Below are 25,373 nucleotides of genomic sequence, written 5' to 3'. Positions count from 1 at the left end.
TCTGCGTGTATTTTTAAGCCTGCTCTGAGACCAGCGTCTGGATGCCGGAAATGATGCTTGAGACCGTAGAAATGTCAAAATCGCTGGCGCTTGGCTCATTGGCGTTGAACGGCACAGAAATATCAAAAGCTTCTTCAATCGCGAAAATGCTCTCCACAAGACCAAGACTGTCTATCCCAAGGTCTTCAAGAGTACTCGAAAGGGTCACATCCGAAGGTTCCAGAACTGCCTGTTCTGCAATGATTTCAATAACCTTGTCTTGAATGCTCATGTGATGTCCTTTCCACGCCTCGCCTCGATTTAGTCATTGGACCCACGTTTTGAAACAGATTTTTGAAGCTCAGCCACCTGTTTCATCAATCGCGGCAATCTGCGCAGGCTTTTGTACATTTCCAGATTGGTGTCCATCTTGACCGCGGGGTAACCCAGCATCACCTGTCCATTTGGAACTCTGCTTAGGATTTTTGTGCCGCCGCCTGCGATCACATTATCACCCACAATGGTGTTGTCAGTCACGCCGACTTGGCCTCCGAAAACAACGTTATTGCCAATCACCGTTGATCCAGCAATGCCGGATTGCGCTGCAAAAAGGCAATCACGACCAACAGTCACGTTGTGCGCGATGTGCACGAGATTGTCGATTTTGGTGCCGTTTCCGATCCGCGTGTCACGTATGGTGCCGCAGTCGACACATGTGTTTGCACCAATTTCTACGTCGTCCCCGATGGTTACGGCGCCCAGCGAATGAATGCGGGCCCAGGGCTGACTTTGCACGTCACCTTGATCGCCCAAGCTTTCACGCGCCTTTTCAACGCCAGACTGCTCTGGTGTAACAAACGACATACCATCGGCACCGATGCGCGCGCCGGGTTGGGCATGAAAACGCGCACCGATAGACACCCGCGCCCCGATTGAAACATGGTCGCGCAGATAGGCGTCCTCGCCCAGTTCGCTGTCCGCACCAATGTGGCAAAACGGGCCGATCACACAATTGGCGCCGACGCGGGCACGTGGCCCAATCACTACAAACTGGCCGATTTGCGCATCCGGGCCGATCTCGGCGGACGCATCAATCTGCGCGGTTGGGTGAATGCCCGGCGCGTAATGCTGTCCAAGGTCCATCATTTTGGAAAGACCTGCCATGGCGTACCGGCCGCGCGTTGGAATGATCGCAGCCTCCAGCCCCATGGACTGCCAGTCAGCACCTGGCCAAAGCATAGCAACCCGCGCGTGTCCCTGACCAAGCCCTTCTGCAAATTTCGGATTGGTTAGCAAAGCCAAGTCGTTAGCCGTCGCACTTGCCGGTTCTTCAACGCGCTCAACAGCGATCGATGTATCGCCAAAAGCCTCACAGTCCAAAGCTTCTGCAATCTCACGTACGGTGTATGTCATGGGTTCTCCCCCGGATGCACTCGGGGGGGTATTTATCCCTGTTGACCCGGCAATGCCACCCCTACATTGGCCAACGCTTTCCAGATCTTGGCATCGCGGCCATAGACATCACGGCGGTATTGCACCGGCCCTTTGGCCTCGGTGTAAGCCGTCCGGTAAATGATGTGCACAGGAACATTGACCTCTAGATCAACCTTTGTCTCACGGCCTGTTTTTAAACGGGAATGAAAAAATTCCTTGGGGTTTTCTTCCTGCTTCGCAAGCAAAGCATATGCGAAATCAAAGGGTTGATGCAGGCGAATGCATCCATGGCTATAAGCGCGTGTCTCACGGGCAAACAACGCTTTTTGCGGCGTGTCGTGCAAATAGATGTTGTGTTTGTTCGGGAACATAAACTTCACCAGACCCAGCGCATTGCGATTGCCCGGTGCCTGTTTCATATCAAACGGAAAATTGCGCGTGGAAAACTGGCTAAAGTCCACCTGACTGCGATCTACTGTTTGGCCACGCGAGTTCACCAGACGCAAATACCCAACCGCGTTCGGGTTGTTCTTCAGCATCGGCAGGTATTCTTTGGTCGCGATCGAGCGCGGAACATTCCACGTGGGATTGATAACCATATGTTCCATCGTGTCCGAAAACTCGGGGCTGCGGCGGTCTGATTGGTTTTTACCCACCACCGACCGCGTGCGGAACGTCAGCTTGCCGTCGTCCAGGATCTTGGCGGTGAAGTCTGCAAGGTTAACAAGGACTTCGCGCCCCTCAATGGATCGGTCCAACCAACGTTCACGCTCCATTGCTACCATAACGGACTTCAACCGATGCTCAGGGCTGCGATTGACTTCCTCGATGGTGCCCTTGCCAGCAACGCCGTCTGCCTCAAGCCCGTGGGCAATCTGAAACGCCTGAACGGCTTTTTCCATCGTGCGGTCGTAGTTGGCCGAAGACGACCTCTGCATAAACCCAAGCGCAATCAATCTGTCGCGCAGCTTAATCACCGATGCGCCGGTGTCACCGGGCTCAAATTTTCCGCTGGGAACCTGTGGCCCCCACCCGCCCGAAGCAATCAAAGCCTCAAGACGCAGGCGTTCTTTTTTGAGACGGAGGTATTCCGCAGTTTGCGGCGCCAGACTTTTGAGAAAATCATCCGGAGTCCCGGACGCCACCAAAGAGTCCATCAACTCCTGCTTGTCGCGATGGACAATTTCCCGCACCAGACCGTCGTCGATTTTGGAAGGCACCAACATGCCAGACGTCAAATCGCGCGCATATTTCAGATACACCCGCGTCATCGCCACTTCGACAAGCCCCAAGTCCCGGCGAGATCGGGCGGCTGCCATTTGACCAACCAATGCGTCCACTTCGTAGCGCGCAGAGGGCATCCCATGGTCGTCAGAGCTGGCCAACGCGCTGATCAAAGCTTTGCGCCGTTCACGGGAGATCTCGGTGTCGGCTGTCCAAACAGGGTCATACTGAACAGACCGGTAATAGGCGGCCACGCTTGAGTTTTGCGAAGCGGCCTCTGCAACGGCTTGTTTGAAAACTGGAAACGCGACGGCCGGACTGGCTGTCAAAACTGTCCCCGCAAGAAGCGCTGCGCCCACTTTTGACACAACGCGGCGTTGGAACCCTAACAACATATTTTGACCCTCGAACTGTTTTATATCCGCAGTTTGGCGGTTTGTTTGGTCTACCATCATAAACTGCGTAAGCGCTGTCTAATCACAACTTCTCGAAATCTCAAACCCCATGCGAAGTGTGACCCGTAAACCCGTCAAATGCGCCGCGTTTTTTCCACGCCACCAGAACATTCGGAGAACATCTGAAAAGTGTTGTATCCCGGGCAAAGCATTTAGCCCTGCGTTAAGCAATTTTTCGCCTAATTCGGCCAGTATCCAAATCAAGTGGAAAACAGTTCTTGGAGCATGATTCCATGTGTGTCATAAAAACCCACATCTGCGGGGATGGTTCATGAGCTACGTAACATCGTGGCAACAGGCAAGCGACGGGACAGGCGCTGAAACTATGATTAATAAACGCTCTTCGAGCATTTCTAGGCGCACGCTATTGGGCGCCTTTGCAGCTACCGCACTCGTCGCTGCACCCACGTATTCCAACGCCGCAGGCTTTCTGCGCGGTGGTGGCGACATTCGACGTATTCGAATGTATTCCGGCCGAACCGGCGAACGCTTGGACACGATTTATTGGGTCGAAGGAAAATACATCAAAGATGCCGTGAAAGAGGTCAACGCATTTATGCGCGACTGGCGGTCAAACGATGTGATTTCTATCGACACACGCACCATCGACATTATGGCAGCTGCACATAACCTTATGGACGTTAGCGAGCCTTACATGTTGCTGTCGGGTTACCGTAGCCCCGCGACCAACGCTATGCTGCGTTCGCGTTCTCGCGGCGTTGCTAAAAATTCGCTTCATATGACCGGCAAAGCTGCTGACCTTCGCCTTGCATCGCGTTCAGTGAACCAGATGGCAAAAGCCGCCTCCGCATGTCGTGCGGGTGGCGTGGGTCGCTACTCGGGCTCCAACTTTGTGCACATGGATTGCGGTCCGGTCCGCAACTGGGGTCGGTAAGACACCCTACACTGTCCAATTTGAGAGGCGTCCTTTTAGGGCGTCTTTTTTGCGACTGTCGCGGGTTTTGGTAGATCAAAGGCATCGCTTGATTTGACTATCAGCTCGAACTTAACCCGCGCTGCGCTCAACTCCTTGTAAAAGTTCAGCAACAGCCGCCAGGGACTGTTGATCCGCTCCAACGCTGAAATCGCCGCAACCACTGTGCCCACGTCGGACAGACCTTCGCGCATCAAGAGGCCGCCGATCAATAAGATGCCCACAAGGCCGATGCCACTGATGACATTCATGGCCATCTTCATCGACAGCTTGAGTTTGAAAATACCCCGCCGGATAACGAAGATTTGGTCAAAATCCTGCAGGGTCTTTTCCTGCACGTGATGGATGTTTTTCAGGTCTTCCTCGGAAATATCGGAGGAAGCCTGTCGCAACACAATGGTGCGCTCCTTGACGCGGCGGTTCACACGCTCTTGCAGAAACAAGACAATCGCGGCCTGCGGCAGGATGATCAAAACAAGAAACCCGCCAAGATAGGGTTGTGTGGCGGCAACATAGCTGACCACCGAAACCAATGTGCCGATCTGCAAAAGCGGATTGGCCACGGCCTGTCCGACAAAGCGCCCCACCTCTTCGGCCTCTGCCGCGATGATCGTGGCCAAGGTTCCAGTGTTTGGTTTTCGTTTGGTGTCGGGATTATGGTGGGCACCATAGATGCTGGCCCGGATGCGACGGATGATGTCTTCGCCGAGAACAGAGCTTTTGTAGTTGAGCGCAAATTTGAAGATGTTGGTGACAACGATTACCGCCAAATAGCCACCACAAAGATAGAGCAACTGGTTAGTTTGCAGATCCGGCCCAAGACTATTGATTATGTCTTTCTGAAAACGCAACGGTGCGGCGGCAAGTGCGGCCACGATCAGCGAAAGCACCACAAGTGTCAGCTGCGCCCGTCCGGTGTTGCGCCAAATTCGCGCATAAAAGTTCCACATAAAGTGCTGCCCTCATTTTTCGTGGGTTCACTATTTCACGCTTTGGCAGAAAAGCTAGGCCGATGACATGCGCAATTCAGCGGACAAGCATGGGTGAAACAAAGGCTGGGATGTCCCGCGCCCCAAGTTTAACCTGAACGAGTTTTTGCAAAGACCTCGACATGTCTTTCCTACGGGTAAAGACCAAAATGCCGGCCCAACGGTTCATTTCAAGGGAAAATGGCGCACCCAGAAGGATTCGAACCTTCGACCTTCGCCTTCGGAGGGCGACACTCTATCCAGCTGAGCTATGGGTGCGTCATTGGCTCTATAGCCACAGGAGCCTTTGGCCGCAATCGCAAAATCACGACCAAAATTGGATCAAGCGAACAACTCATGCGCCAGATGAAGAGCGTCGATCAGAACATCGACTTCTTCGACAGTGTTATAGAGACCAAAGCTGGCCCGGCACGTCGCGCTGACCCCAAGATGGTCCATAAGCGGTCCGGCACAATGGTGTCCGGCGCGCACCGCGACGCCCTTCTTGTCCAGAATGGTCGAAATATCATGCGCGTGCCCTGCCCCATCCAGCGTAAAGCTAAAGATAGCGGCCTTGTCAGATGTCGTGCCCTGCACTTGCATCCAGTTCAATCCGGCGAACTTTTCAGCCGCATAATCACGCAGACCGGCCTCATGTTTGGCGACGTTTTCCATCCCCAATTCCATCAGAAAGTCCAACGCCACACCAAACCCGATGGTCTGAACGATCCCTGGCGTGCCAGCCTCAAATTTCATCGGTGGATCGTTATAGATCACCGCCTCCTTGGAGACCTCCTTGATCATGTCACCACCGCCGATGAACGGGCGCATCTCGGCCATGCGATCCGCTTTGCAATAAATCGCGCCGGACCCTGATGGGCCGTACAGTTTGTGCCCAGTGATGGCGTAGAAGTCACAATCGATGTCTTGCACATCAACAGGCGCATGAACCGACCCTTGCGAGCCATCCACCAGTACCGGCACTCCTTTGGCATGCGCGCCAGCGGTGATTGCCTTGACGTCGACCATCGTGCCCAAAACGTTGGAACACTGGGTAACCGCAACCAGCTTGGTTTTTGGACCAATCGCGTCGATGACCGCTTGAGGATCAAGCGCGCCGGTGCTGTCGACATCCACCCATTTGATCACCACGCCCTGACGTTCGCGCAGGAAATGCCAAGGCACGATGTTGGCGTGATGCTCCATCACGGACAGAACAATTTCATCGCCTGCCTGCATTCGTGGCATGGCCCAGCCATAAGCCACCATATTGATGCCTTCGGTGGTGCCTGAGTTCAGCACGATTTCATCTTCGCTAGCCGCGTTCAGGAATTTGGCAATGCTGCCACGGACGGCCTCATACTTGTCAGTCGCTAGATTAGAAAGGTAGTGCAAGCCTCTGTGTACGTTGGAATATTCCATCGAATACGCCTGCGTGACCGCGTCAATCACCACCTGCGGCTTTTGCGCGGACGCCCCGTTGTCGAGATACACCAGTGGCTTGTTATTCACCTCCCTCGACAGGATCGGAAACTCGGCGCGAATCTTGTGAACATCATACATCTCAGGACATCCCAATGACGGTTGCGGTAAACAAAGAAAGGAATACGGACAGTCCGACGGTCAATCCAACCGCCGACAAAACAATCACGCCAATGGCTTTGCCAAAGGAGTCAAAGCCATGGGCTTCTTTGAGAAAGTTGAGCAAAATCCAAACGCCATAAAGACCAACTGCCATAACAAAGATCTGCGCAAGTGCCGGCGATAGGATCATCAAGACAAGCGATGCAAGCTGTACCACAAGCCGCATATATTGCAGCCAACCTACCATGATCAAAATGGTATCAAATGCCGCCCGACCGCCAAGACTGTGGCCGACCCAATAGAAAGCAAAGACAAAGATAACCGTCGTGGATCCCAGCATAATCCAAACCAGATAAGGCTGGGTCAAAAGCGGAATTGTCATCTCGTCAGGCACGGGAAACAGCACAATGGACAGGAAGTAGACCAGCGTGTTCAACGTCACTGCCAGCGCCAGAATTGTCCACGCCGTCGCGCGGTCAAACCGCACATCTGACAGAACCTGCGCCGCCTGTGCCGGATCGCGAATGGTCAGGCCAAACAACTGTATCAATTGCTCTTTCATTAGATCTCTTTTCCAGCCTGCAACATGCCAGACATCCAAAACCACAGAAAACAGACCAGCCAAAACAGACCAACAATCGACAACTGTATGCCCTCGCCGATGAAGCCAGCCACAAGGCCGTGAAGCAAGATCAGAGGCGACGCCGCCAACATTGCCCAGAACAGCGCAATCCGCGATCCAAAAGGAGTTTGTTTGCGGCGCAATGCGCGGAAAACAAAATGAAACACGAATGCCAAGGCATAGGCCAGAAGCGGCGCAATAAACAGCCAGGCCATCAGCGTGCCGCCCAACAGCGGGTTAAGCTCTTGGCCGGTGACATGCGCTTCGCGGGCCAAACGCGGCCATTGCCCGATAAAGGTCACAGCACAAGCCGCCATAAGGATCACAAATGCGCGGTCTTCACGCTCGCCCATTGCCAAAAGGCGGGCCACAACCTTGTGCGGCCCACGGTAGGTTGCGGCGATGTCGCGAACGACAGACATCAGTCGCGCCGCCGTTCCAGCCAGCCTTCAAGGCGTGCAAGCATTTCGTCGCGCAGATCTTCGTTTTCGATTTCGTCAACGGCCTCTGCAACAAACGACAGAACCATCAGATCCGTGGCGATGTCTTTTGGAACACCGCGCGCGCGCAAATAAAACAGCGCCTCTTCGTCGATCGCGCCCGAGGTTGAGCCGTGTGAACACGCCACATCATCGGCATAAATCTCAAGTTCAGGCTTGGCGAGGAACTGGCTGTCTTCATCCAACAGCAACGATTGGCTGATCTGGTACCCATCGGTTTTTTGAGCACCCGGTTGCACAAGGATTTTGCCCTGAAACACACCGGTCGCGCCATTGCGCAGCACTTTTTTGAAAACCTGACGGCTTTCACAGTTCACCGCGTCATGGGTCACGAATACCGTGTCATCGTGATGGAAATCACCGTCACCCAGACAGGCACCAGCCACATGTGCGACCGCGTCGTCCCCGGTCAGCTCAAGAATGGCCTCATTGCGCGTCAGGCGGCCATTCACAGTCAGTGTGAAAGACTTAAACACGCTTTCAGTGCCAAGACGGCCAAAAATATGGGTCACTGCACGGCGTTCATGATCACGTCCCTGCGCCCGCACATGATGGAAAGCGGCCCCATCAGCCACGTCGACTTCCATCGACTTGTTGAACCGCGCAGCCGCCGGACCGTTTTCCAGAACCGTCAGCTCAGCCCCGGCATCAAGTTTGATCACGTGGTGCAGGATCGCGTCGGAACTGTCTGATTTGTGACGATAAATCAGGTTCACGGGTCGAGACACCTTGCCTGTGACATGGATCACAACACCATCCGTCGCAAAGGCAGAATTCAGCGCCGCAAGTGGGCGTTCCACCGGTGACTGGCCATTGTTTTCCAACACACCATACACATCACGCGCCCAGTGAATGTCTTTTGCCGCGACATCCGCCAAACGCTCGATGTTCAGGCCTTCGCCAGACAGATCGTCAGATTGCTCGGCGTCAAAGACACCGTCCACAAACACAACTTTCAACCTGTCAAACCCGTCAAAAAGCGGTGCCTCGCCGGTGTCCAATACCGATGCCTCAGGCGCGTCGGTCTGTGTCAGCGTGTCGGGACGGGTGTATTTCCAATACTCGTCACGACGATCTGGCAAACCCATGGTGCGCAGGCGCGTCAATGCAGCCTCGCGCGCTTCGGTGGCCCATTTGCCGCCCGCAGGAAGGCTCATGCCCTCCAAGCGTGCGGTCGTGGCCTCTATTTTCTTTGCAACAGCGTTCATTACGCCATCTCCGCCAAAATGTCGGCATAGCCGTTCTTTTCAACTTCCAGCGCCAACTCGGGACCGCCGGTTTTGATGATGCGACCATCGGCCATGATGTGCACGACATCGGGTTTGATGTGGTCCAGCAGACGTTGGTAGTGAGTGATAACCAAGAAGCCACGACCTTCGTCACGCAGCGCATTCACGCCTTCCGACACCAATTTCATGGCGTCCACATCCAGGCCGGAGTCTGTTTCGTCCAGGATGCACATCTTTGGCTCAAGCATCGCCATCTGCAGGATCTCGTTACGTTTCTTCTCACCGCCGGAGAAGCCAACATTGACCGGTCGCTTCAGCATATCCGCGTCGATTTTCAGCGTTTTTGCCTTGGCACGGATTTCCTGGAGGAAGTCTTTGGCAGACAGTTCTTCTTCGCCACGTGCCTTGCGCTGGGAATTCACCGCGGTGCGCAGGAATGTCATGTTGCCCACGCCAGGGATTTCCACGGGGTATTGGAAGGCCAAAAACAGGCCCAGGGCGGCGCGCTCTTCGGCTTCCAGTTCCAACAGGTCTTCGCCATTCAAAGACGCGCTGCCGTCGGTGACTTCATAACCGTCTTTGCCAGACAGCACGTAGGACAGCGTAGATTTACCCGATCCGTTTGGACCCATGATTGCATGCACCTTACCGGCTTCGACCTTCAGGTCGACACCTTTCAGGATTTGCTTGTCTTCGTCTTCAAGTTGGACCTTCAGGCCTTTGATTTCCAACATAATTACTTCCTTCGCGTTTCCTTGGGCGGCCCTAGGCCTGCCCGCTTATTCTACTGTGACGGCTGTGCCGCTGGCCGAGACCATCAACATGCTGTCACCCACAACTTCATAATCCAGATCAACGCCCACAACGGCGTTGGCGCCTTGTGCGGCGGCGCGCTCCTCGAGCTCCGCCAACGCGGTTTCGCGCGCATCCTGCAACTTGCTTTCGTAAGCACCTGACCGACCGCCGACGACGTCGGTGATGCTGGCAAAGAAATCCCGCACCACATTGGCACCCATGATCGCCTCGCCCACGACAATGCCGTGATACGTAGCGATTTTGCGCCCTTCGACAGACGGTGTGGTTGTCACGATCATTGCAGCGGTCCCCAGATCCGTTAGCCCACAGAGCCTTCGAGCGAAATTGCCACAAGCTGTTGTGCTTCCATGGCAAATTCCATCGGCAGCGCTTGAAGCACTTCCTTGGCAAACCCGTTCACGATCAAGGCCACGGCCTCCTCTTCGCCCATGCCACGCTGGCGGCAATAGAACATCTGCTCGTCATCCACCTTGGATGTCGTCGCCTCATGTTCCACGCGCGAAGAGTTGTTGCGCACCTCGATATAAGGCACGGTATGCGCCCCGCATTTGTCGCCAATCAGCAAGCTGTCACACTGGGTATAGTTACGCGAGTTCTTGGCTTTTGGATGCATCGACACCTGACCGCGATAGGTGTTCTGGGCCACACCGGCGCTGATACCTTTGGAGACAATCCGCGATTTGGAATTTTTACCCAAGTGGATCATCTTTGTGCCTGTATCGGCTTGCTGGTGGTGGTTCGTGATGGCGATGGAATAGAACTCGCCTTGGCTGTCGTCGCCGCGCAGGATGCAGGACGGGTATTTCCACGTCACAGCCGAGCCGGTTTCAACCTGTGTCCACATGATCTTGGCGCGATCCCCACGGCAATCGGCGCGTTTGGTCACAAAGTTATAGATGCCGCCTTTGCCGTTTTCATCACCGGGGTACCAGTTCTGAACGGTGGAGTATTTCACTTCGGCGTCTTCTTCGATCACGATCTCAACCACAGCGGCGTGCAATTGCGATGTGTCGCGTTGCGGCGCGGTACAGCCTTCGAGGTAGCTGACATAGCTGCCCTTGTCGGCGATGATCAATGTGCGCTCAAACTGGCCGGTGTTTTCCGCGTTGATGCGGAAATAGGTCGACAGTTCCATTGGGCAGCGCACCCCGGGTGGCACGTAAACAAACGAGCCATCCGAGAACACAGCGCTGTTGAGCGTGGCGTAAAAGTTGTCAGACACAGGCACCACAGAGCCAAGGTATTTCTTGACCAACTCGGGGTGCTCGCGGATCGCTTCTGAGATCGAGCAGAAAATCACGCCAGCATCTGCAAGCTCTTTTTGGAAGGTCGTGCCAACCGAGACAGAGTCAAACACCGCGTCCACAGCAACCTTGCGGCCTTCTGCGGGTGCATCTTCTGCCCCTTCGACGCCAGCCAAAATCATCTGTTCTTTCAGTGGGATACCGAGCTTTTCGTATGTCGCCAACAGCTTGGGATCAACCTCGTCCAAGGACTTGGGCTTTTCTTCCATGCTCTTGGGCCGAGCATAATAATACTGGTCCTGAAAATCCACTTCGGGATAGTCCAGCATCGCCCAATCAGGTTCTTCCTTGGTCAGCCAGCGCTTATACGCTTCCAGCCGCCATTCGGTCATCCATTCGGGTTCGTCGTTCTTATCCGAGATCAGGCGGACAATGTCCTCGGTCAGCCCTTTGGGGGCATATTCCATTTCGATCTCGGTTTCCCAACCGTATTTGTATTTGCCGCCGACTTCGCGGACAGCATCTACGGTCTCCTGATCGACGCCTTCTTTGACCTGTGTTTGGTCTATTGCGGCCATGTCGTTCTCCTGTTCGTTCGCTCTCACGCCGTTGCTCGCGCAGCCCGTACGTGGTGTTTCCTCATCTGAGCCAGCCACTTATCGGCAAATCCCAGAACGTCCTGTTCTTGTGTGTCCGGACCCAAACTGATCCGGATCGCTCCTGCAGCGGTGTCTTCGTCATACCCCATGGCCTTGAGCACGCGACTTGCGCGTACCTTGCCAGAAGAGCAAGCCGACCCTGCCGAAATCGCATAGCCTGCAAGATCCATCTGCATAACCTGCGTCTCGCCTTTCCATCCCGGTGTGGCGATACATGTCGTGTTGGGCAGCCGTTTTGTATTCCGCCCAATAATGACTGAGTCTTTTGCGTCGGTTTCCAACGTGTCTTCCAGCAAATCGCGCAGCTGTGCAACCCGTTCCCACACGCCATCGGACAAATCTCGCGCTGCTGCCGTCGCGGCTGCGGCAAAACCCGCGGCGCCAATCACGTTTTCCGTACCGGCACGCCGGCCCATTTCCTGACCGCCGCCCAAAAGTTGCGCCGCGACGTCCGTGCCGCGTTTTACAACCAATGCGCCAATGCCCTTGGGACCGCCCAGCTTATGGGCCGAAATCAACGCCATCGTTGCGCCCGACCAATTGAAAGCCACCGGAAGTTTGCCGAACGCTTGCGTCATATCGCTAACGGCCAGGCCTTCTGGCAAAGTTTGCACGACGCCGGTTTCCGAATTTGCCGCCTGCAACGTGCTTTGCGCCGGATCAACTACGGTCACCCGACCATCAGCATCGACGCCAAGATCGGCCGTGATCCACGCACCAACCGCGTCATGCTCAATGTCACCGGCATGAAAATCACGGCCGCGCAACGCCAGCGCTGCGGCTTCGGTTGCTGAGGACGTGAAAATCACATCTGCGCCGTCAGCGCCGAAGGCCGACGCAATATCGGCCCGCGCGGCTTCAACAACAGCTTTGGCTTTGCGGCCTTCGCCATGCACGCTGGACGGATTGCCGACCACGTCCATCGCCGCGATCATTGCGTCGCGCGCCTCACGCCTGAGAGGCGTGGTTGCATTATGATCAAGATACGTGCGCATCAGGCGTCTTCATCCACCACAGAAAACAGCGTCGGCACCGCTGGGCACGGGGCCAATTCATTGCTGATTACGTCCGAAAGACGGGTTTGATGCAAAAACACATACACATGGGCCGACAGCCCTTCCCACAACCGGTTGGCCATGCTCTGCGCACGCGACCCGCTGGACCCACCGCTGGCGCCTGCACCGGTGTGCAAGGCAGACACGGTTTCATCCACGGCCGTCAGAATATCAACCACACGAATATCGGATGGCGACTGGGCCAAACGATACCCGCCGCCTGGTCCACGCACTGATTCCACCAGCCCGGCACGGCGCAATTTCACAAAAAGCTGCTCCAGATACGGCAGCGAGATGTCCTGTCGCTTGGAAATTTCAGACAAGTTCACGAGGCTTTCATGGGACTGCAACGCAATATCTGCCAGTGCAACCACCGCATATCGCCCTTTTGTCGACAGTTTCATCGTCTTACCCCGCGAATTGATTGACCTTGGGCGCAGCTGTGCTTATCTCGCTTAAGCCCTGTGCGAATTTCTAACCAAGATCAGAAGTTAGAACCGTTCTAAAGTGACCGAGCAATTTCGTCAAGAAATGCTTTACCGAATTTGTAGGAGATAAGCGACACACATGCCCGAGGTGATTTTTCCTGGACCCGAAGGCCGCCTCGAAGGCCGCTACCACCCGCAAAAAGAAAAAGACGCGCCGATTGCGATCGTCTTGCATCCGCACCCGCAGTTTGGCGGCACGATGAACAACAAGGTTGTCTACAACCTGCACTATACGTTCTTCAACATGGGCTTCACCGTCCTGCGCTTCAACTTCCGTGGCGTGGGCCGCTCGCAAGGTGAATACGACCAAGGGGTCGGCGAATTGTCGGACGCAGCAAGCGCGCTTGATTATCTGCAATCGATGAACACCAATTCCAAGCACTGCTGGGTTGCTGGTTTCTCGTTTGGCGCGTGGATCGGCATGCAGCTTTTGATGCGGCGCCCGGAAATTACCGGCTTCATCTCGATTGCGCCACCCGCAAACATGTATGACTTCTCGTTCCTTGCACCCTGCCCCAGCTCTGGCCTGATCTTGAACGGCACCAACGACCGCGTTGCGCCGCCTGCAGACACCCATTCGTTGGTCAACAAGCTGCACGAGCAAAAAGGCATCACAATCACGCACACCGAAATTGACGGCTCCGGCCACTTCTTCGAAACCGAAGACTACATGGACCAGATGACCGGTAACGTGAGCAACTACGTGAAACGGCGCCTGACGGAGACCACTCGGTAATGAGCACGCTAGATCGGCTGGCTGAAAAGCTGGCCGAAGACACCATGAAGGCGCAAAAAGAGCTCGAAGACGAGAGACTTTTTGTTGAGGTCGGCGGCATTCTGGCGGCCTCTTCGCAATCCCTAGAAGAAGCTTACCTGACCGAAATGCGGGTGCGTATGGCCGAAGAAAAGGCGCGCAAGTTCCTGATTAAGAAGGTCAAAGACGCAAGAGCTGCCAAATCCGACACGCCGGGCACACCTGAATGAGCGACCGGCTTGCTCAACAGCTCGCCTTTCTGACGGAGGCCGACAAGCTTAAATCTGTTTATCGGGCCACCAAGGTGCTCGATGGCCACCGCCACGAGGACAGCGGCAGCCACAGTTGGCACATTGCTCTTTATGCGATGATTTTGGCCGAACACGCCAACCGGCCCGTCAACATCGACCGTGTTATCCGAATGCTTCTGATACATGATCTTGTCGAAATCGATGTCGGTGACAGCCCTATTCACGGCGATCATGACATTTCGGCAATGGAAGCCGCCGAAGCAGAGGCCGCAGATCGCATCTTTGGCCTTTTGCCCGTTGAACAACGCGATGCATATCGCACGCTTTGGGACGAATTTGAGGCCGCCGAAACCGACGACGCAGTCTTTGCCAAATCCATCGATCGGGTTCAGCCGGTTATTGGCAATCTCGAAACCGGCGGCGGCACGTGGCCGGAATACAATGTCACCGCCGCGCAACTCGAAGATCGTGTCGGTTGGAAAGTTGCCAAAGGCGCTCCGGCAATTTGGGACCACCTGCGCGTCCGGATTGCCAATTGGTTCGCCAAAAACGGCTGACCCTCACCAGCACTGCGGCCACCCATAGCCCCATCGCCATGGAAGCCCCGAACAGGGAGCGCCACCAACACGCACAGCATCAAACATCCGGTTCGCAATAAACTCAAACGCGGTCTCGATGGTGTCGTGCGAGTGACCATACCTAAGCTGCAGTGCGGCGCTATCACGCTCCGCAACGTCCAGCACGCATTGGCGCAGGCTCTCATCTGCGGACAACCGCGCGAAATAACTCGCCTGAGGCGAAACATCTTCACCGCCAAGGTGATATGCTACGTCATGCACCACGCAACACGTCTCCCACGGTGGTGCCTCACCCTGCGCATCGCGAAAATCCGGAAAGGTTTGCGCGATCGTGCGCCAAACGGCGGACATGCCACCTGAACACCCATCAGTGGTAAAGGCCGCAAGCTGCGCGCTGTCCTCGGACCGCGCTTGAGCCAGCTTTTGATGCCGCCACACCTCAAGCTGGGCAATCGTTCCAATCTCTTCCTCAGCTCCGGCCGAGCCAGCAAACGCAATCAGCACCAAAGCCCAACCGCCAAAGCGTGCTTTATTCAAACCACATCTCCAGATCCAAACCGATATAGCCGGCCAACCCCAAAACCAACCGCTCAGGCCCGCTGAGATCACGCCGCTCAGACAGCACCAAACGGGCCAGCTCCGGCTCATCCGTAATCAAGCCGTCCACGCCCATCGAAATCATCGCAGACATCGCCAATGGATCGTTCACCGTCCAGACATAGACCTTTTTGCCAACCGCATGGCTTTCGCGCACCAATCTATGGCTTGTGGTTGCGCTGTTCACCGCGAGGAAATCCGCATTCAGGTTCCACATTTGACCAAGGGACGCAGACGCCAGGAGGCCAATCGACCAATCCGGCCGAAGCGCGCGCATTTTTTCGACTGCATCATACTTTAGCGACATGATCTCCACCTGATCGACCATGCCTTCGGCCTCGACAATTTCGGCGACCCGTTGCTCCAGCTTTTCGTCATGGCCGTAGTACTTTAGCTCGATTAAAACCCCGGACTTGTCCTTCGCGGCCCGCAGCACATCCACCAGCAGCGGGGCCCGTTCCTGCGCAAAGGCGCTGTCAAACCAACTGCCGATGTCGATGTCTTTTATGTCGTCGACAGTGGCGTCCCAAATCGTCAAAGGATTGCCCGCTTGTTTCATAAAATCACTGTCGTGCATCACGATCACGGCTCCGTCCGCCGTTTCTTGCACATCTATTTCCACCCAATCCGACCCGACCCGCACCGCCTCGACGATTGCGGCCATGGTATTTTCAGGCTTGATTGCCGACGCACCCCGATGTGCGATCACCGCAACTGGCTGGCCGGCGTCAACCGGCGAAATATCCGCCAAACCCGCGGCCCCGACCCCACCCAAAACCGCGGCCATTGCGGTGACACCCACCAGCGCCACTTTCGGTACGGGTTTCTGCTCAACAGCGCTATGCGGCCAGCCCGCCTCATCCAGAATCAAAACCGCCATCGCGCCAGTTGTGATCGCGGACACCAGAACATTCACCACAACCAAAACCAAGGCGATCAGCACCAAAACGACCACCAGAACCTTGGTGTTTTGTGGAACAACTGCCAAAAGCAGATCCGCAAGCAAAGAAACCGCCCCAAGACCCAACGCCGCCAGTCCAGCGCCAAATGCGCCCCAGACAGCCATACGTGTCAGAAACGCCCACATACGTCCCTGCATCCGTTCGCGGCTTTCGCGCAACGCGTGTGCAGGCGGCGTGCCGGCAAACACCACCAACGGCAAGCTTAAGGTCCATCCAAGCAATCGCCAGCCCAGCAGACCAATCCAGATCGCAAGGATAATGCCAATCACGGCGCCCGCCTGCCAAAAAATTGGCGGTCGATGGGTCAAGTAATAATTGATGTCAAATTCGGTTAACCACCGCAGGAATACAAAACCAGCGATCGCCAAAAACGGCAGGCTAAGGCCCAGCACTCGCACCGTTAGACGAAGGGCCAGAGACAAAACAGAAGGCGTATGAGGCAAAACCATCGCAATGCCGTCCCACAATCCAACTTTGCCATGTTGATGCTCGTGATGCGCAGTGCCCATCATGAAAGCGACGTTCATCACCGCCAAAACCAGCGCCATCGACACCAACAGGACGCCCCCGACAGCCCCCGCCGGCGATAACAAAAACACTGCAATGTCAAAATCCGCCAAAGCCGGTTTTCCCGACAACATCAACGCAGCCTGAACAGTGAGAGCCATGACCGGTGCAAACACCACGGCGAACAAAATGTTGAACGCGAGATTGGTTTCCACCAGCGGCCACCGTAGCCGCCAACTGGTGGCAAAGCCGTCCTTAACGTCCTGAATGGTGGTAGAAATCATGTCGTGCTCCCTGCCGGTTTCGCCCCACAGTAGCGAGCCGTCATTCGGGCGTCGACAAACAAGAGCTTTCGCCTGCATAGTTATGTCGGCGATCCGATGCTTAAATCAGTATACAATTGCATACATACCTTTTTATTCGTCGCCAGTTCCGTTAAGGAAGGCCACAACGCGACTCGGTTCACAGGAGATCCCCATGACCAAGATCAAAGTCGACAATCCCATTGTTGAAATGGACGGCGATGAAATGACCCGCATTATGTGGCAGTTCATCAAAGAAAAGCTCATCCTGCCATATCTTGACCTCGACTTGCTGTATTACGACCTCGGCATTGAAGAACGGGATCGGACAGAAGATCAGATCACCATCGACGCTGCTGAAAAGACCAAAGAGGTCGGCGTTGCAGTGAAATGCGCCACCATCACTCCAGATGAAGCCCGCGTCGAAGAGTTTGGCCTCAAGAAAATGTGGCGCAGCCCGAACGGCACCATTCGAAACATTCTGGGCGGTGTTGTATTTCGTGCGCCGATCATCTGCAAAAACGTACCGCGCCTTGTGCCCGGTTGGACCAATCCGATTGTCATTGGTCGCCATGCATTTGGCGATCAATACAAAGCCAGCGACATGAAATTCCCGGGGCCCGGCAAGCTGACCATGAAGTTTGTTGGCGAAGACGGCGAAGTCATCGAGAAAGAGGTCTTTGATGCACCGTCCTCCGGTGTCTACATGGGCATGTACAACCTTGATGCCTCCATTCGTGACTTTGCCCGCGCATCGATGAACTACGCACTTAACCTCAAGTGGCCGCTGTATCTGTCGACCAAAAACACCATCCTCAAACAGTATGACGGTCGTTTCCTTGAGCTGTTTCAGGAAGTGTTTGACGCCGAGTTTGCCGATAAATTTAAAGACGCCGGCATCTGGTACGAACACCGTCTAATCGACGACATGGTCGCCTGCGCTATGAAGTGGAACGGCAAGTTTGTCTGGGCCTGCAAAAACTACGACGGGGATGTGCAATCTGACACCGTTGCGCAGGGCTTCGGCTCTTTGGGCCTGATGACCAGCCAGTTGATGACGCCAGACGGCAAGATCGTCGAGGCCGAGGCCGCGCACGGCACAGTGACACGCCACTATCGCCAGCACCAGAAAGGCGAAGCAACCTCGACCAACTCGATTGCGTCGATTTACGCATGGACCGGCGGGCTGAAGCACCGCGCAAAACTCGACAACAACGCAGCATTGACCACATTTGCCGAAACGCTGGAAAAGGTGATCGTGGACACTGTCGAGAGCGGCTACATGACCAAAGATCTGGCCCTTCTGGTTGGCCCGGATCAGGGTTGGCTGACCACGATGGGTTTCCTGGAAAAGATCGACGAAAACCTCAACAAGGCGCTCGCTGGTTAATCCGTCTGACCGCGAAACACACCTGGGGGCAAGACATCCGTCTTGCCCCTTTTGCATATCGGCCATGCGCGCCGGGCTGTGGACAGACCCGCATTCTCGGGTCAAATGCCGGCCATGGTAAGCTTTCTTGAATCCCCAACCGCCGAACAGCACAGCATTTTTGATGATGTGCAGGGGTTGCTTGTGGGCACACTGCTTGTCGCAATATCCATTCAGTTCCTGCAAGCGGCCGATCTCTTTACCGGCCAAATCGCAGGTCTGTCTCTGGTGGGCGCCAAAGCTCTGGGCATGTCGTTCGGCGCTTTGTTCTTTCTGTTGAACCTGCCTTTTTATGTGATTGCTCTTGTCCGCATGGGCCTCATATTCACGCTAAAAACCTTTGCTGCCGTCGGTATGCTGACAGGCTGGAGCTTTCTGCTGCCCAAAGTCATGACCTTTGCCGACTTGCACGTGGTATTCGCCGCGCTTGCTGCAGGGGTAACGGCGGGGGCCGGTCTGATCGTTCTTTTTCGACACAATGCCACTCTTGGCGGAGTTGGCATTGTCGCCGTGTGGCTTCAGGATTCTTACGGGATCAAGGCCGGTTGGGTGCAACTTGGATTTGATGTTCTGGTATTTGCTTTATCGGTGTCGTTTTTCCCCATCAACGCGGTCATTTACTCCCTTCTGGGCGCGGCAATCGTCAATATTATGATTGCAACCAACCACCGACGCGACCGCTACATCGCTCGCTAAACGCCCTTTCTGTGACAGGTGAAATATGCCCAAGGCCTATATGTTCTTGATGATCGCCGTGGTTTTTGAAACCATCGGAACCACTGCTCTTCAGGCAAGCAACCAGTTTTCCAAACTTGTGCCGTCTGTGATCGTGGTCATCAGCTACGCCGCAGCGTTTTATCTCATGGCGCTGACACTTCGGTATTTGCCGGTCGGCATCACCTATGCAATCTGGTCGGGTCTGGGCATTGTCTTGATCGCTGTTATTGGATTCTTGGTTTTTGGCCAGAAACTGGATTGGCCGGCACTTCTGGGAATGGGCATGATTGTGCTTGGAATCCTGGTAATCCACCTGTTTTCCAACACTGCAGTCCACTAATCACACAATGGGTCTGGCCTTTTGCCGCGCCCCGCGTTAGGGCGGGCGCGAACAGGAAAAGGCCGGATTCATGGATCTTCGCAACATCGCCATCATCGCGCACGTTGACCACGGGAAAACCACCCTCGTGGACGAACTGCTGAAACAATCCGGCGCTTTCCGGGAAAATCAAGAAGTGGCGGAACGCGCCATGGACAGCGACGCGCTGGAGCGCGAGCGCGGCATCACGATTTTCGCAAAGCCCACATCGGTTGAGTGGAAAGACACCCGTATCAACATCGTGGACACGCCCGGCCACGCCGACTTTGGCGGCGAAGTTGAGCGTATCCTGAGCATGGTTGACGGTGTTGTCCTGCTGGTGGACGCGGCCGAAGGCCCGATGCCACAAACCAAATTCGTGACCTCCAAAGCGCTGGCTTTGGGCCTGCGTCCGATTGTTGTTCTCAACAAGGTCGACAAGCCCGACGCCGAACCTGATCGCGCACTGGACGAATGTTTCGACCTGTTTGCCTCGCTGGACGCCAACGATGATCAACTCGACTTCCCACATATGTACGCCTCTGGCCGCAATGGCTGGGCCGACAACGAGTTGGACGGTCCGCGCAAAGACTTGCACGCCCTGTTCAACCTGATCGTCAACCACGTGCCAGAGCCCAAGCAAATTCACAAACAAAACGACGACTTCCGCATGCTGGCCACCACATTGGGCTCTGACCCGTTTGTTGGCCGCATTCTGACCGGTCGCGTTGAATCGGGTAAACTCAAAGTTGGCGCAACCGTGCAGGCTTTGACCCGCATCGGCCAAAAGATCGAACAGTTCCGCGTGACCAAAGTTCAGGCGTTCCGCGGTCTGGCCCAACAAGACATCGACGAGGCGCAAGCCGGTGACATCGTGTCCATCGCTGGCATGTCCAAGGCGACCGTCGCCGACACCATCTGTGCGCTGGCTGTGGACGAGCCGCTTGAGGCGCAACCGATTGACCCGCCCACCATCACCGTGACCTTTGGCATCAACGACAGCCCGCTGGCTGGTCGTGACGGCAAAAAAGTTCAGTCGCGCGTGATCCGTGATCGTCTGTTGAAAGAAGCCGAATCCAACGTCGCGATCAAAATCGCTGACACTCCAGGTGGTGAAGCCTTTGAGGTGTCCGGTCGTGGCGAACTTCAGATGGGCGTTCTGATCGAAAACATGCGTCGCGAAGGCTTTGAGCTGTCGATCTCGCGTCCGCAGGTGATCATGCGCGAAGAAAACGGCAAACGCATGGAGCCCGTTGAAGAAGCCACTATCGACGTGGATGACGAATATTCGGGTTCCGTGATTGAAAAACTGACCGGCGCGCGCAAAGGCGAATTGGTCGAAATGCGCCCTGCCGGTGCCGGAAAAACCCGCATCATCGCGCATGTGCCATCGCGTGGCCTGATCGGCTACCACGGCGAATTCCTGACCGACACACGCGGCACAGGTGTTCTGAACCGCGTGTTCCACGGCTGGACCGAATACAAAGGCCCAATCGCAGGCCGTCGTTCCGGTGTTCTGATCTCGATGGAGAACGGCTCATCGGTGGCGTTTGCTTTGTGGAACCTTGAGGATCGCGGCAAGATGATGATTGGCGCACAGGCTGACGTCTATACCGGCATGATCATCGGCGAGCACTCCCGCGAAAACGATCTCGAAGTGAACCCGCTCAAAGGTAAGAAACTGACCAACGTACGTGCCTCGGGCACAGACGAAGCAGTGCGTTTGACCACCCCAATGACCCTGTCGCTGGAAGAGGCGATTGCCTATATCAACGACGACGAGTTGGTTGAGGTGACACCGAACAACGTGCGTCTGCGCAAGCGGTACCTCGACCCGCATGAGCGCAAGCGGATGGCCAAATCGGCGCAATAAGCAGTTTGGATAATGCCAAAAAACAAAGGCCGGAGCATCTGCTCCGGCCTTTTCTTATACAAGCGGTCTGAACGGCTCGATGGTGACATCCTTGCCGCGAAAGGTGCAAAACGATCCCGGCGGCACTTCTTCCCAGCCGTGTTCTGCCTGCACCAGCGGCTCGCTCACAACAGCACGGCCGTCGCGGCTGTCGCTCTTGCGGTGATACACCGTTGGTGCGAGCCGGTCAGAGGTATAGCGGATCGCATAAAGTGCCTCGCCATCGGAAAAGGCCGCCGCCAGGCGCATATGCGGCGTCGTGCCCCGATCACGGCTCATGCGCTGCAGGATTCCCACCGCAATTTCCATCGCTTCTTTGGGGTTGTCATCCAGACCCTCGGTCAGCCCCAAAAGGAACAGAACCTCGCTGTCTGTGGCGCCCTTGCGTTCACCATAAAGCGCATCGGGGATCAGCATGTCGGCGTGACGGCGGAACCCGTCAAACCCGCCGATTTGCCCATTATGCATGAACGACCAGTTTCGAACCGCAAACGGGTGGCAATTGTTGCGGCTGGTGGCGGTGCCGGTTGAGGCCCGCACATGCGCCAGAAACAGGCCTGATTTCACCTGCGCCGTCAAAGAGCGCAGGTTCGGATCAGACCAGGCAGGCAAAATATCGCGATACAAGCCCGGCTCGGGCCGCTCACCATACCAAGCCAGACCAACACCATCACCGTTGGTCTGGGTTTTACATTCGGTCGCTTGAATGGATTGCTGGATCAGAGAGTGATCTGGCCGGGTGACGACATCTTCAATGTAACATGGTTGCCCGATGTAGGCGGCCCAACGACACATCCGGCCGATCTCCTTCTTTGATTTATTCGGTGGTTTCCACCACCATCAATTCACGCTCACTCGCACCGCGTGCATGGCTCAGCGCCTCTTGGTATTCCGGGCTGTGGTAACAATCCACAGCGGCATCGACGCTTGGGAATTTGGCCACAACATTGCGTGGACGCTCTTTGCCCTCAAGTTGCACGAACCGGCCGCCACGCGCGACGAATTCGCCGCCGTGCTTGGCAATCGCCGGGCCGGCAAGCTCAGCGTATTTTCCGTATGCGTCTGCATCCGTAACCGTCACATGCGCAATCCAAAGTGCACCCATCTCTTATCCTCCCAAAACCGCTTCGGCCGCGGCAATCGCAGCGTCGGCATTGCTCGCGTCTTTCGCGCCACCCTGAGCCATATCCGGACGGCCACCGCCACCCTTACCGCCAAGCGCTTCAACCGCAGCCCGCACCAGATCGACGGCGGAAAGCTCGCCCTTAAGGTCATCGGTCACGCCCGCGGCCACAGCCACCTTGTCGCCAGTATCGGCAATCAATAGAACCGCCCCGCTTTCAAGTCGGGCTTTATGCTCATCCATAAACGGTGGCAGGTCCTTGCCGGAGACGCCCGACAAAACCTGCGCAAAGAACTTTACGCCGTTGATTTCTTTGGCTTCCGGCCCGCCGCCCTGCCCTGCACCACCGGCCATCGCCAGTTCGCGTCGCAGCGTGGCAACTTCGTTTTGAAGCGCTTTGCGCTCCTCCAGCAGGGCTTTGACACGGTCCACAATATCGGCCGGCTGCGCCTTGAGCGCCGTTGCCACTTCGGCCGCACGCTTGGCTTCCGCCTCGATATACGTGAACGCCGCTTCACCGGTCAGGGCCTCGATCCGGCGCACGCCAGCCGAAGACGCACTGTCGCCCAACAGGACGAACACACCTATGTCGCCTGTCTGTCGCACATGTGTGCCACCGCACAATTCGATCGAATAGGTGTCGCCGTTCTGACCTTTGCCCGTGTTGGCGCGCCCCATCGACACAACCCGCACTTCGTCGCCATATTTTTCGCCAAACAAAGCCTGAGCCCCGATGTCGCGCGCATCATCCGGCGTCATGATGCGGGTTTCCACAGCGGTGTTCTGACGAATATAGGCATTCACATCGAGCGCGACGCGGGCGATTTCGTCTGCGCTCAACGCCTTGTTGTGGCTGAAGTCAAAACGCAGACGGTCATCGGCATTCAGGGACCCACGCTGGGCCACGTGATCGCCCAATGCGTCGCGCAACGCCTCGTGCAACAGGTGCGTCGCCGAGTGGTTGGCGCGGATTGCCTTGCGGCGCTCATGATCCACATCCAACGCAACAGCGTCGCCTTTGGTGATGGTGCCGGTGCCGACCATTACTTTGTGAGCAAACACCTTGCCGTCGGCAAATTTGTGGACATCGGACACGTTTGACACGTCGCCACGGTTTTCAAGCCGCGAGATAATCCCGTGGTCTGCAACCTGACCGCCGCTTTCCGCATAAAACGGCGTCTGGTTCACAACAACCCAGCCCTCAGCGCCTTCTTCAAGGCTCTCGACCAGATTGCCGTCTTTAACCAGCGCCAAAACCTGCCCTTCGGCGGTCTCGGTATCATAGCCGAGAAACTCGGTTGTCCCGCCATCTTCGGCGATATCAAACCACAGCGCGGCTTCGGCTGCATCACCGGATCCTACGTGGGCGGCACGGGCCTTGGCCTTTTGCTCGGCCATTGCCGCATCAAACCCATCGGTGTCGACTTCGCGACCCTTCTCGCGCAACGCGTCCTGCGTCAGGTCAAGTGGGAACCCGAAGGTGTCATAGAGTTTGAACGCGGCCGCGCCGGGCAACGGTGCGCCGTCATCCAGACCGCCGAGCTCGTCATCCAAAAGTTTGAGGCCACGATCCAGCGTCTGCTTGAACTTCACTTCTTCCTGGTTGAGCGTTTCTTCAATCAACGCCTGCGCCTGTCCCAGCTCTGGATAGGCCTGCCCCATTTGCTGAACCAGCGACGGCACCAGCTGATGCATGACCGGATCCTTGGCACCCAACAGATGCGCATGGCGCATGGCGCGACGCATGATGCGGCGCAACACGTAGCCACGCCCATCATTGGACGGCATCACGCCATCGGCCATCAGGAACGAGGTTGACCGAAGGTGGTCGGCGATTACGCGGTGGTGTACGTTTTGATCCCCATAGGGATCGGTTGACGTCGCATGGGCAGAGGCTTCGATCAACGCCTTGAACAGATCGGTGTCATAGTTGTCGTGGCTGCCCTGCAGCAAAGCACCAATCCGCTCCAGCCCCATGCCGGTGTCGATCGACTGCATGTCGAGCGCCTTCATCGAGCCGTCTTCAAACTGCTCGTTTTGCATGAAAACAACGTTCCAGATTTCGATAAACCGATCACCATCTTCTTCAGGCGAGCCCGGAGGGCCACCCCAGATATGCTCACCGTGGTCATAGAAAATCTCGGTGCAAGGACCGCACGGACCCGTCGGACCCATTTGCCAGAAGTTGTCAGAGGTGGCGATGCGGATAATCCGATCCTCCGGCACACCCATTTTCTTCCAGATGTTATAAGCCTCGTCGTCGGTGTGATAGACCGTCGTGTAGAGCTTTTCCTTCGGGATCTGGAATTCCTCGGTGATCAACTCCCACGCAAAACGGATCGCGTCTTCCTTGAAGTAGTTGCCAAAGGAGAAGTTGCCGAGCATCTCGAAAAACGTGTGATGGCGCGCGGTATACCCGACGTTGTCCAGATCGTTGTGTTTACCGCCGGCGCGCACACATTTTTGCGCAGTCGTGGCCCGCTGATAGTCGCGCTTCTCAACACCTGTGAAGAGGTTTTTAAACTGCACCATGCCCGAGTTGACGAACATCAGCGTCGGGTCGTTGCGCGGCACCAATGGGCTGCTGTCCACGATTTCGTGGCCCTGCTTGGCGAAGTAATTCAGGAAGGTCGACCGGATGTCGTTCAGACTTGGCATCAAGGGGCTCTCTTAGCATGGTTTGCTGTATCGA

General features: G+C 55.9%; 26 protein-coding genes and 1 tRNA gene. 8 read left to right on the top strand and 19 right to left on the bottom strand.

Annotated elements, in window-relative coordinates; all coding sequences use genetic code 11:
• Positions 1-13 precede the first annotated feature (13 nt).
• Genes PG871_RS14060 through PG871_RS14050 form a run of 3 tightly spaced genes read right to left on the bottom strand, consistent with a single transcriptional unit; the run spans position 14 to position 3,032 of the window.
• The gene (locus tag PG871_RS14060) at positions 14-271 is read right to left on the bottom strand and encodes an acyl carrier protein (protein WP_270730299.1); all 258 of its coding nucleotides are present in this window, start codon (positions 269-271) and stop codon (positions 14-16) included.
• Positions 272-300: 29 nt separating this feature from the next.
• Positions 301-1,392 carry a UDP-3-O-(3-hydroxymyristoyl)glucosamine N-acyltransferase gene (gene lpxD, locus PG871_RS14055; protein ID WP_270730298.1) on the bottom strand — a complete coding sequence of 364 codons (1,092 nt, stop codon included), beginning with the start codon at positions 1,390-1,392 and terminating at the stop codon, positions 301-303.
• Positions 1,393-1,424: 32 nt separating this feature from the next.
• Positions 1,425-3,032, bottom strand: a complete 1,608-nt coding sequence (locus tag PG871_RS14050) for a L,D-transpeptidase family protein (RefSeq protein ID WP_443020505.1) — start codon at positions 3,030-3,032, stop codon at positions 1,425-1,427.
• Positions 3,033-3,417: 385 nt separating this feature from the next.
• Here PG871_RS14050 and PG871_RS14045 point away from each other — a divergent pair, with 385 nt between their 5' ends.
• Entirely contained in the window at positions 3,418-3,987 is a 570-nt protein-coding gene (locus PG871_RS14045; RefSeq protein ID WP_270730295.1) for a YcbK family protein, read from the top strand.
• A 35-nt stretch (positions 3,988-4,022) separates the two neighbouring features.
• Here the strand turns inward: PG871_RS14045 and PG871_RS14040 are convergent, their stop codons facing one another.
• From PG871_RS14040 to PG871_RS13990, 11 genes are all read right to left on the bottom strand, one after another.
• The gene (locus PG871_RS14040) at positions 4,023-4,976 is read right to left on the bottom strand and encodes an ABC transporter ATP-binding protein (protein ID WP_270730293.1); all 954 of its coding nucleotides are present in this window, start codon (positions 4,974-4,976) and stop codon (positions 4,023-4,025) included.
• A 220-nt stretch (positions 4,977-5,196) separates the two neighbouring features.
• Positions 5,197-5,273: transfer RNA gene (locus PG871_RS14035), tRNA-Arg, on the bottom strand.
• A 63-nt stretch (positions 5,274-5,336) separates the two neighbouring features.
• Positions 5,337-6,557, bottom strand: a complete 1,221-nt coding sequence (locus PG871_RS14030; RefSeq protein WP_270730290.1) for a cysteine desulfurase — start codon at positions 6,555-6,557, stop codon at positions 5,337-5,339.
• Between the two features lies 1 nt (position 6,558).
• Positions 6,559-7,140, bottom strand: coding sequence for a Yip1 family protein (locus tag PG871_RS14025; RefSeq protein WP_270730289.1), 582 nt, complete (start codon positions 7,138-7,140; stop codon positions 6,559-6,561).
• The gene (locus tag PG871_RS14020; RefSeq protein ID WP_270730288.1) at positions 7,140-7,622 is read right to left on the bottom strand and encodes a YIP1 family protein; all 483 of its coding nucleotides are present in this window, start codon (positions 7,620-7,622) and stop codon (positions 7,140-7,142) included. Before PG871_RS14020 ends, PG871_RS14025 begins: the two co-directional genes overlap by 1 nt.
• A complete protein-coding gene (locus tag PG871_RS14015; RefSeq protein WP_443020495.1) occupies positions 7,622-8,908 on the bottom strand; it encodes a SufB/SufD family protein in 1,287 nt (428 codons plus the stop codon). The genes PG871_RS14020 and PG871_RS14015 overlap by 1 nt, the downstream gene beginning before the upstream one ends.
• Entirely contained in the window at positions 8,908-9,663 is a 756-nt protein-coding gene (gene sufC / locus PG871_RS14010) for a Fe-S cluster assembly ATPase SufC (protein WP_270730285.1), read from the bottom strand. Before sufC ends, PG871_RS14015 begins: the two co-directional genes overlap by 1 nt.
• A 45-nt stretch (positions 9,664-9,708) precedes the next feature.
• Entirely contained in the window at positions 9,709-10,023 is a 315-nt protein-coding gene (locus PG871_RS14005) for a heavy metal-binding domain-containing protein (RefSeq protein WP_270730283.1), read from the bottom strand.
• Positions 10,024-10,043: 20 nt separating this feature from the next.
• Complete coding sequence (gene sufB / locus PG871_RS14000; protein ID WP_270730281.1) at positions 10,044-11,567, bottom strand: Fe-S cluster assembly protein SufB; 1,524 nt, start codon at positions 11,565-11,567, stop codon at positions 10,044-10,046.
• 23 nt (positions 11,568-11,590) lie between these two features.
• A complete protein-coding gene (locus PG871_RS13995; RefSeq protein WP_270730907.1) occupies positions 11,591-12,646 on the bottom strand; it encodes a cysteine desulfurase family protein in 1,056 nt (351 codons plus the stop codon).
• On the bottom strand, positions 12,643-13,107 hold the full coding sequence (locus PG871_RS13990) for an Rrf2 family transcriptional regulator (RefSeq protein WP_270730279.1): 465 nt from the start codon (positions 13,105-13,107) through the stop codon (positions 12,643-12,645). The genes PG871_RS13995 and PG871_RS13990 overlap by 4 nt, the downstream gene beginning before the upstream one ends.
• Positions 13,108-13,270: 163 nt before the next feature.
• On the opposite strand from PG871_RS13990, the gene PG871_RS13985 reads away from it, so the two are divergent.
• Genes PG871_RS13985 through PG871_RS13975 form a run of 3 tightly spaced genes read left to right on the top strand, consistent with a single transcriptional unit; the run spans position 13,271 to position 14,753 of the window.
• Positions 13,271-13,927: an alpha/beta hydrolase gene (locus tag PG871_RS13985; protein ID WP_270730277.1), complete on the top strand. Its 657-nt coding sequence runs from the start codon at positions 13,271-13,273 to the stop codon at positions 13,925-13,927.
• A complete protein-coding gene (locus tag PG871_RS13980) occupies positions 13,927-14,175 on the top strand; it encodes a hypothetical protein (protein WP_270730274.1) in 249 nt (82 codons plus the stop codon). Before PG871_RS13985 ends, PG871_RS13980 begins: the two co-directional genes overlap by 1 nt.
• On the top strand, positions 14,172-14,753 hold the full coding sequence (locus tag PG871_RS13975) for an HD domain-containing protein (RefSeq protein ID WP_270730273.1): 582 nt from the start codon (positions 14,172-14,174) through the stop codon (positions 14,751-14,753). The genes PG871_RS13980 and PG871_RS13975 overlap by 4 nt, the downstream gene beginning before the upstream one ends.
• A gap of 3 nt (positions 14,754-14,756) precedes the next feature.
• On the opposite strand, the gene PG871_RS13970 is transcribed toward PG871_RS13975, so the two are convergent.
• Both PG871_RS13970 and PG871_RS13965 read right to left on the bottom strand, forming a co-directional pair.
• Positions 14,757-15,311 carry a hypothetical protein gene (locus PG871_RS13970; RefSeq protein ID WP_270730270.1) on the bottom strand — a complete coding sequence of 185 codons (555 nt, stop codon included), beginning with the start codon at positions 15,309-15,311 and terminating at the stop codon, positions 14,757-14,759.
• A complete protein-coding gene (locus PG871_RS13965; RefSeq protein ID WP_270730268.1) occupies positions 15,304-17,124 on the bottom strand; it encodes a glycerophosphodiester phosphodiesterase in 1,821 nt (606 codons plus the stop codon). The genes PG871_RS13970 and PG871_RS13965 overlap by 8 nt, the downstream gene beginning before the upstream one ends.
• Before the next feature lie 193 nt (positions 17,125-17,317).
• Between PG871_RS13965 and PG871_RS13960 the strand changes: the two genes are divergently transcribed.
• From PG871_RS13960 to typA, 4 genes are all read left to right on the top strand, one after another.
• Entirely contained in the window at positions 17,318-18,532 is a 1,215-nt protein-coding gene (locus PG871_RS13960; protein WP_270730266.1) for an NADP-dependent isocitrate dehydrogenase, read from the top strand.
• 114 nt (positions 18,533-18,646) lie between these two features.
• Complete coding sequence (locus PG871_RS13955) at positions 18,647-19,267, top strand: YitT family protein (protein WP_270730265.1); 621 nt, start codon at positions 18,647-18,649, stop codon at positions 19,265-19,267.
• Between the two features lie 25 nt (positions 19,268-19,292).
• Complete coding sequence (locus tag PG871_RS13950; protein WP_270730263.1) at positions 19,293-19,628, top strand: DMT family transporter; 336 nt, start codon at positions 19,293-19,295, stop codon at positions 19,626-19,628.
• Positions 19,629-19,698: 70 nt separating this feature from the next.
• Complete coding sequence (gene typA / locus PG871_RS13945) at positions 19,699-21,519, top strand: translational GTPase TypA (RefSeq protein WP_270730261.1); 1,821 nt, start codon at positions 19,699-19,701, stop codon at positions 21,517-21,519.
• Positions 21,520-21,573: 54 nt separating this feature from the next.
• Here the strand turns inward: typA and PG871_RS13940 are convergent, their stop codons facing one another.
• The 3 genes from PG871_RS13940 to alaS are packed head-to-tail and all read right to left on the bottom strand — an operon-like array spanning position 21,574 to position 25,339.
• Positions 21,574-22,353, bottom strand: a complete 780-nt coding sequence (locus PG871_RS13940) for a class II glutamine amidotransferase (protein ID WP_270730260.1) — start codon at positions 22,351-22,353, stop codon at positions 21,574-21,576.
• A 22-nt stretch (positions 22,354-22,375) separates the two neighbouring features.
• Positions 22,376-22,663, bottom strand: coding sequence for a DUF1330 domain-containing protein (locus PG871_RS13935; RefSeq protein WP_270730258.1), 288 nt, complete (start codon positions 22,661-22,663; stop codon positions 22,376-22,378).
• A 3-nt stretch (positions 22,664-22,666) separates the two neighbouring features.
• Positions 22,667-25,339, bottom strand: coding sequence for an alanine--tRNA ligase (gene alaS / locus PG871_RS13930; RefSeq protein WP_270730256.1), 2,673 nt, complete (start codon positions 25,337-25,339; stop codon positions 22,667-22,669).
• Positions 25,340-25,373: the final 34 nt, after the last annotated feature.

It is taken from the genome of Shimia sp. Alg240-R146, assembly GCF_947331465.1.
Taxonomy (GTDB): domain Bacteria; phylum Pseudomonadota; class Alphaproteobacteria; order Rhodobacterales; family Rhodobacteraceae; genus Shimia.
This window is presented reverse-complemented; position numbering and strand designations above follow the sequence as displayed.

Bases quoted from the DNA above. Each gene is read 5' to 3' on its own strand.
- PG871_RS14060 (WP_270730299.1), bottom strand. From the start codon at position 271: ATGAGCATTCAAGACAAGGTTATTGAAATCATTGCAGAACAGGCAGTT.
- lpxD (WP_270730298.1), bottom strand. From the start codon at position 1,392: ATGACATACACCGTACGTGAGATTGCAGAAGCTTTGGACTGTGAGGCT.
- PG871_RS14050 (WP_443020505.1), bottom strand. From the start codon at position 3,032: ATGTTGTTAGGGTTCCAACGCCGCGTTGTGTCAAAAGTGGGCGCAGCG.
- PG871_RS14045 (WP_270730295.1), top strand. From the start codon at position 3,418: ATGATTAATAAACGCTCTTCGAGCATTTCTAGGCGCACGCTATTGGGC.
- PG871_RS14040 (WP_270730293.1), bottom strand. From the start codon at position 4,976: ATGTGGAACTTTTATGCGCGAATTTGGCGCAACACCGGACGGGCGCAG.
- PG871_RS14030 (WP_270730290.1), bottom strand. From the start codon at position 6,557: ATGTATGATGTTCACAAGATTCGCGCCGAGTTTCCGATCCTGTCGAGG.
- PG871_RS14025 (WP_270730289.1), bottom strand. From the start codon at position 7,140: ATGAAAGAGCAATTGATACAGTTGTTTGGCCTGACCATTCGCGATCCG.
- PG871_RS14020 (WP_270730288.1), bottom strand. From the start codon at position 7,622: ATGTCTGTCGTTCGCGACATCGCCGCAACCTACCGTGGGCCGCACAAG.
- PG871_RS14015 (WP_443020495.1), bottom strand. From the start codon at position 8,908: ATGAACGCTGTTGCAAAGAAAATAGAGGCCACGACCGCACGCTTGGAG.
- sufC (WP_270730285.1), bottom strand. From the start codon at position 9,663: ATGTTGGAAATCAAAGGCCTGAAGGTCCAACTTGAAGACGAAGACAAG.
- PG871_RS14005 (WP_270730283.1), bottom strand. From the start codon at position 10,023: ATGATCGTGACAACCACACCGTCTGTCGAAGGGCGCAAAATCGCTACG.
- sufB (WP_270730281.1), bottom strand. From the start codon at position 11,567: ATGGCCGCAATAGACCAAACACAGGTCAAAGAAGGCGTCGATCAGGAG.
- PG871_RS13990 (WP_270730279.1), bottom strand. From the start codon at position 13,107: ATGAAACTGTCGACAAAAGGGCGATATGCGGTGGTTGCACTGGCAGAT.
- PG871_RS13985 (WP_270730277.1), top strand. From the start codon at position 13,271: ATGCCCGAGGTGATTTTTCCTGGACCCGAAGGCCGCCTCGAAGGCCGC.
- PG871_RS13980 (WP_270730274.1), top strand. From the start codon at position 13,927: ATGAGCACGCTAGATCGGCTGGCTGAAAAGCTGGCCGAAGACACCATG.
- PG871_RS13975 (WP_270730273.1), top strand. From the start codon at position 14,172: ATGAGCGACCGGCTTGCTCAACAGCTCGCCTTTCTGACGGAGGCCGAC.
- PG871_RS13965 (WP_270730268.1), bottom strand. From the start codon at position 17,124: ATGATTTCTACCACCATTCAGGACGTTAAGGACGGCTTTGCCACCAGT.
- PG871_RS13960 (WP_270730266.1), top strand. From the start codon at position 17,318: ATGACCAAGATCAAAGTCGACAATCCCATTGTTGAAATGGACGGCGAT.
- PG871_RS13955 (WP_270730265.1), top strand. From the start codon at position 18,647: ATGGTAAGCTTTCTTGAATCCCCAACCGCCGAACAGCACAGCATTTTT.
- PG871_RS13950 (WP_270730263.1), top strand. From the start codon at position 19,293: ATGCCCAAGGCCTATATGTTCTTGATGATCGCCGTGGTTTTTGAAACC.
- typA (WP_270730261.1), top strand. From the start codon at position 19,699: ATGGATCTTCGCAACATCGCCATCATCGCGCACGTTGACCACGGGAAA.
- PG871_RS13940 (WP_270730260.1), bottom strand. From the start codon at position 22,353: ATGTGTCGTTGGGCCGCCTACATCGGGCAACCATGTTACATTGAAGAT.
- PG871_RS13935 (WP_270730258.1), bottom strand. From the start codon at position 22,663: ATGGGTGCACTTTGGATTGCGCATGTGACGGTTACGGATGCAGACGCA.
- alaS (WP_270730256.1), bottom strand. From the start codon at position 25,339: ATGCCAAGTCTGAACGACATCCGGTCGACCTTCCTGAATTACTTCGCC.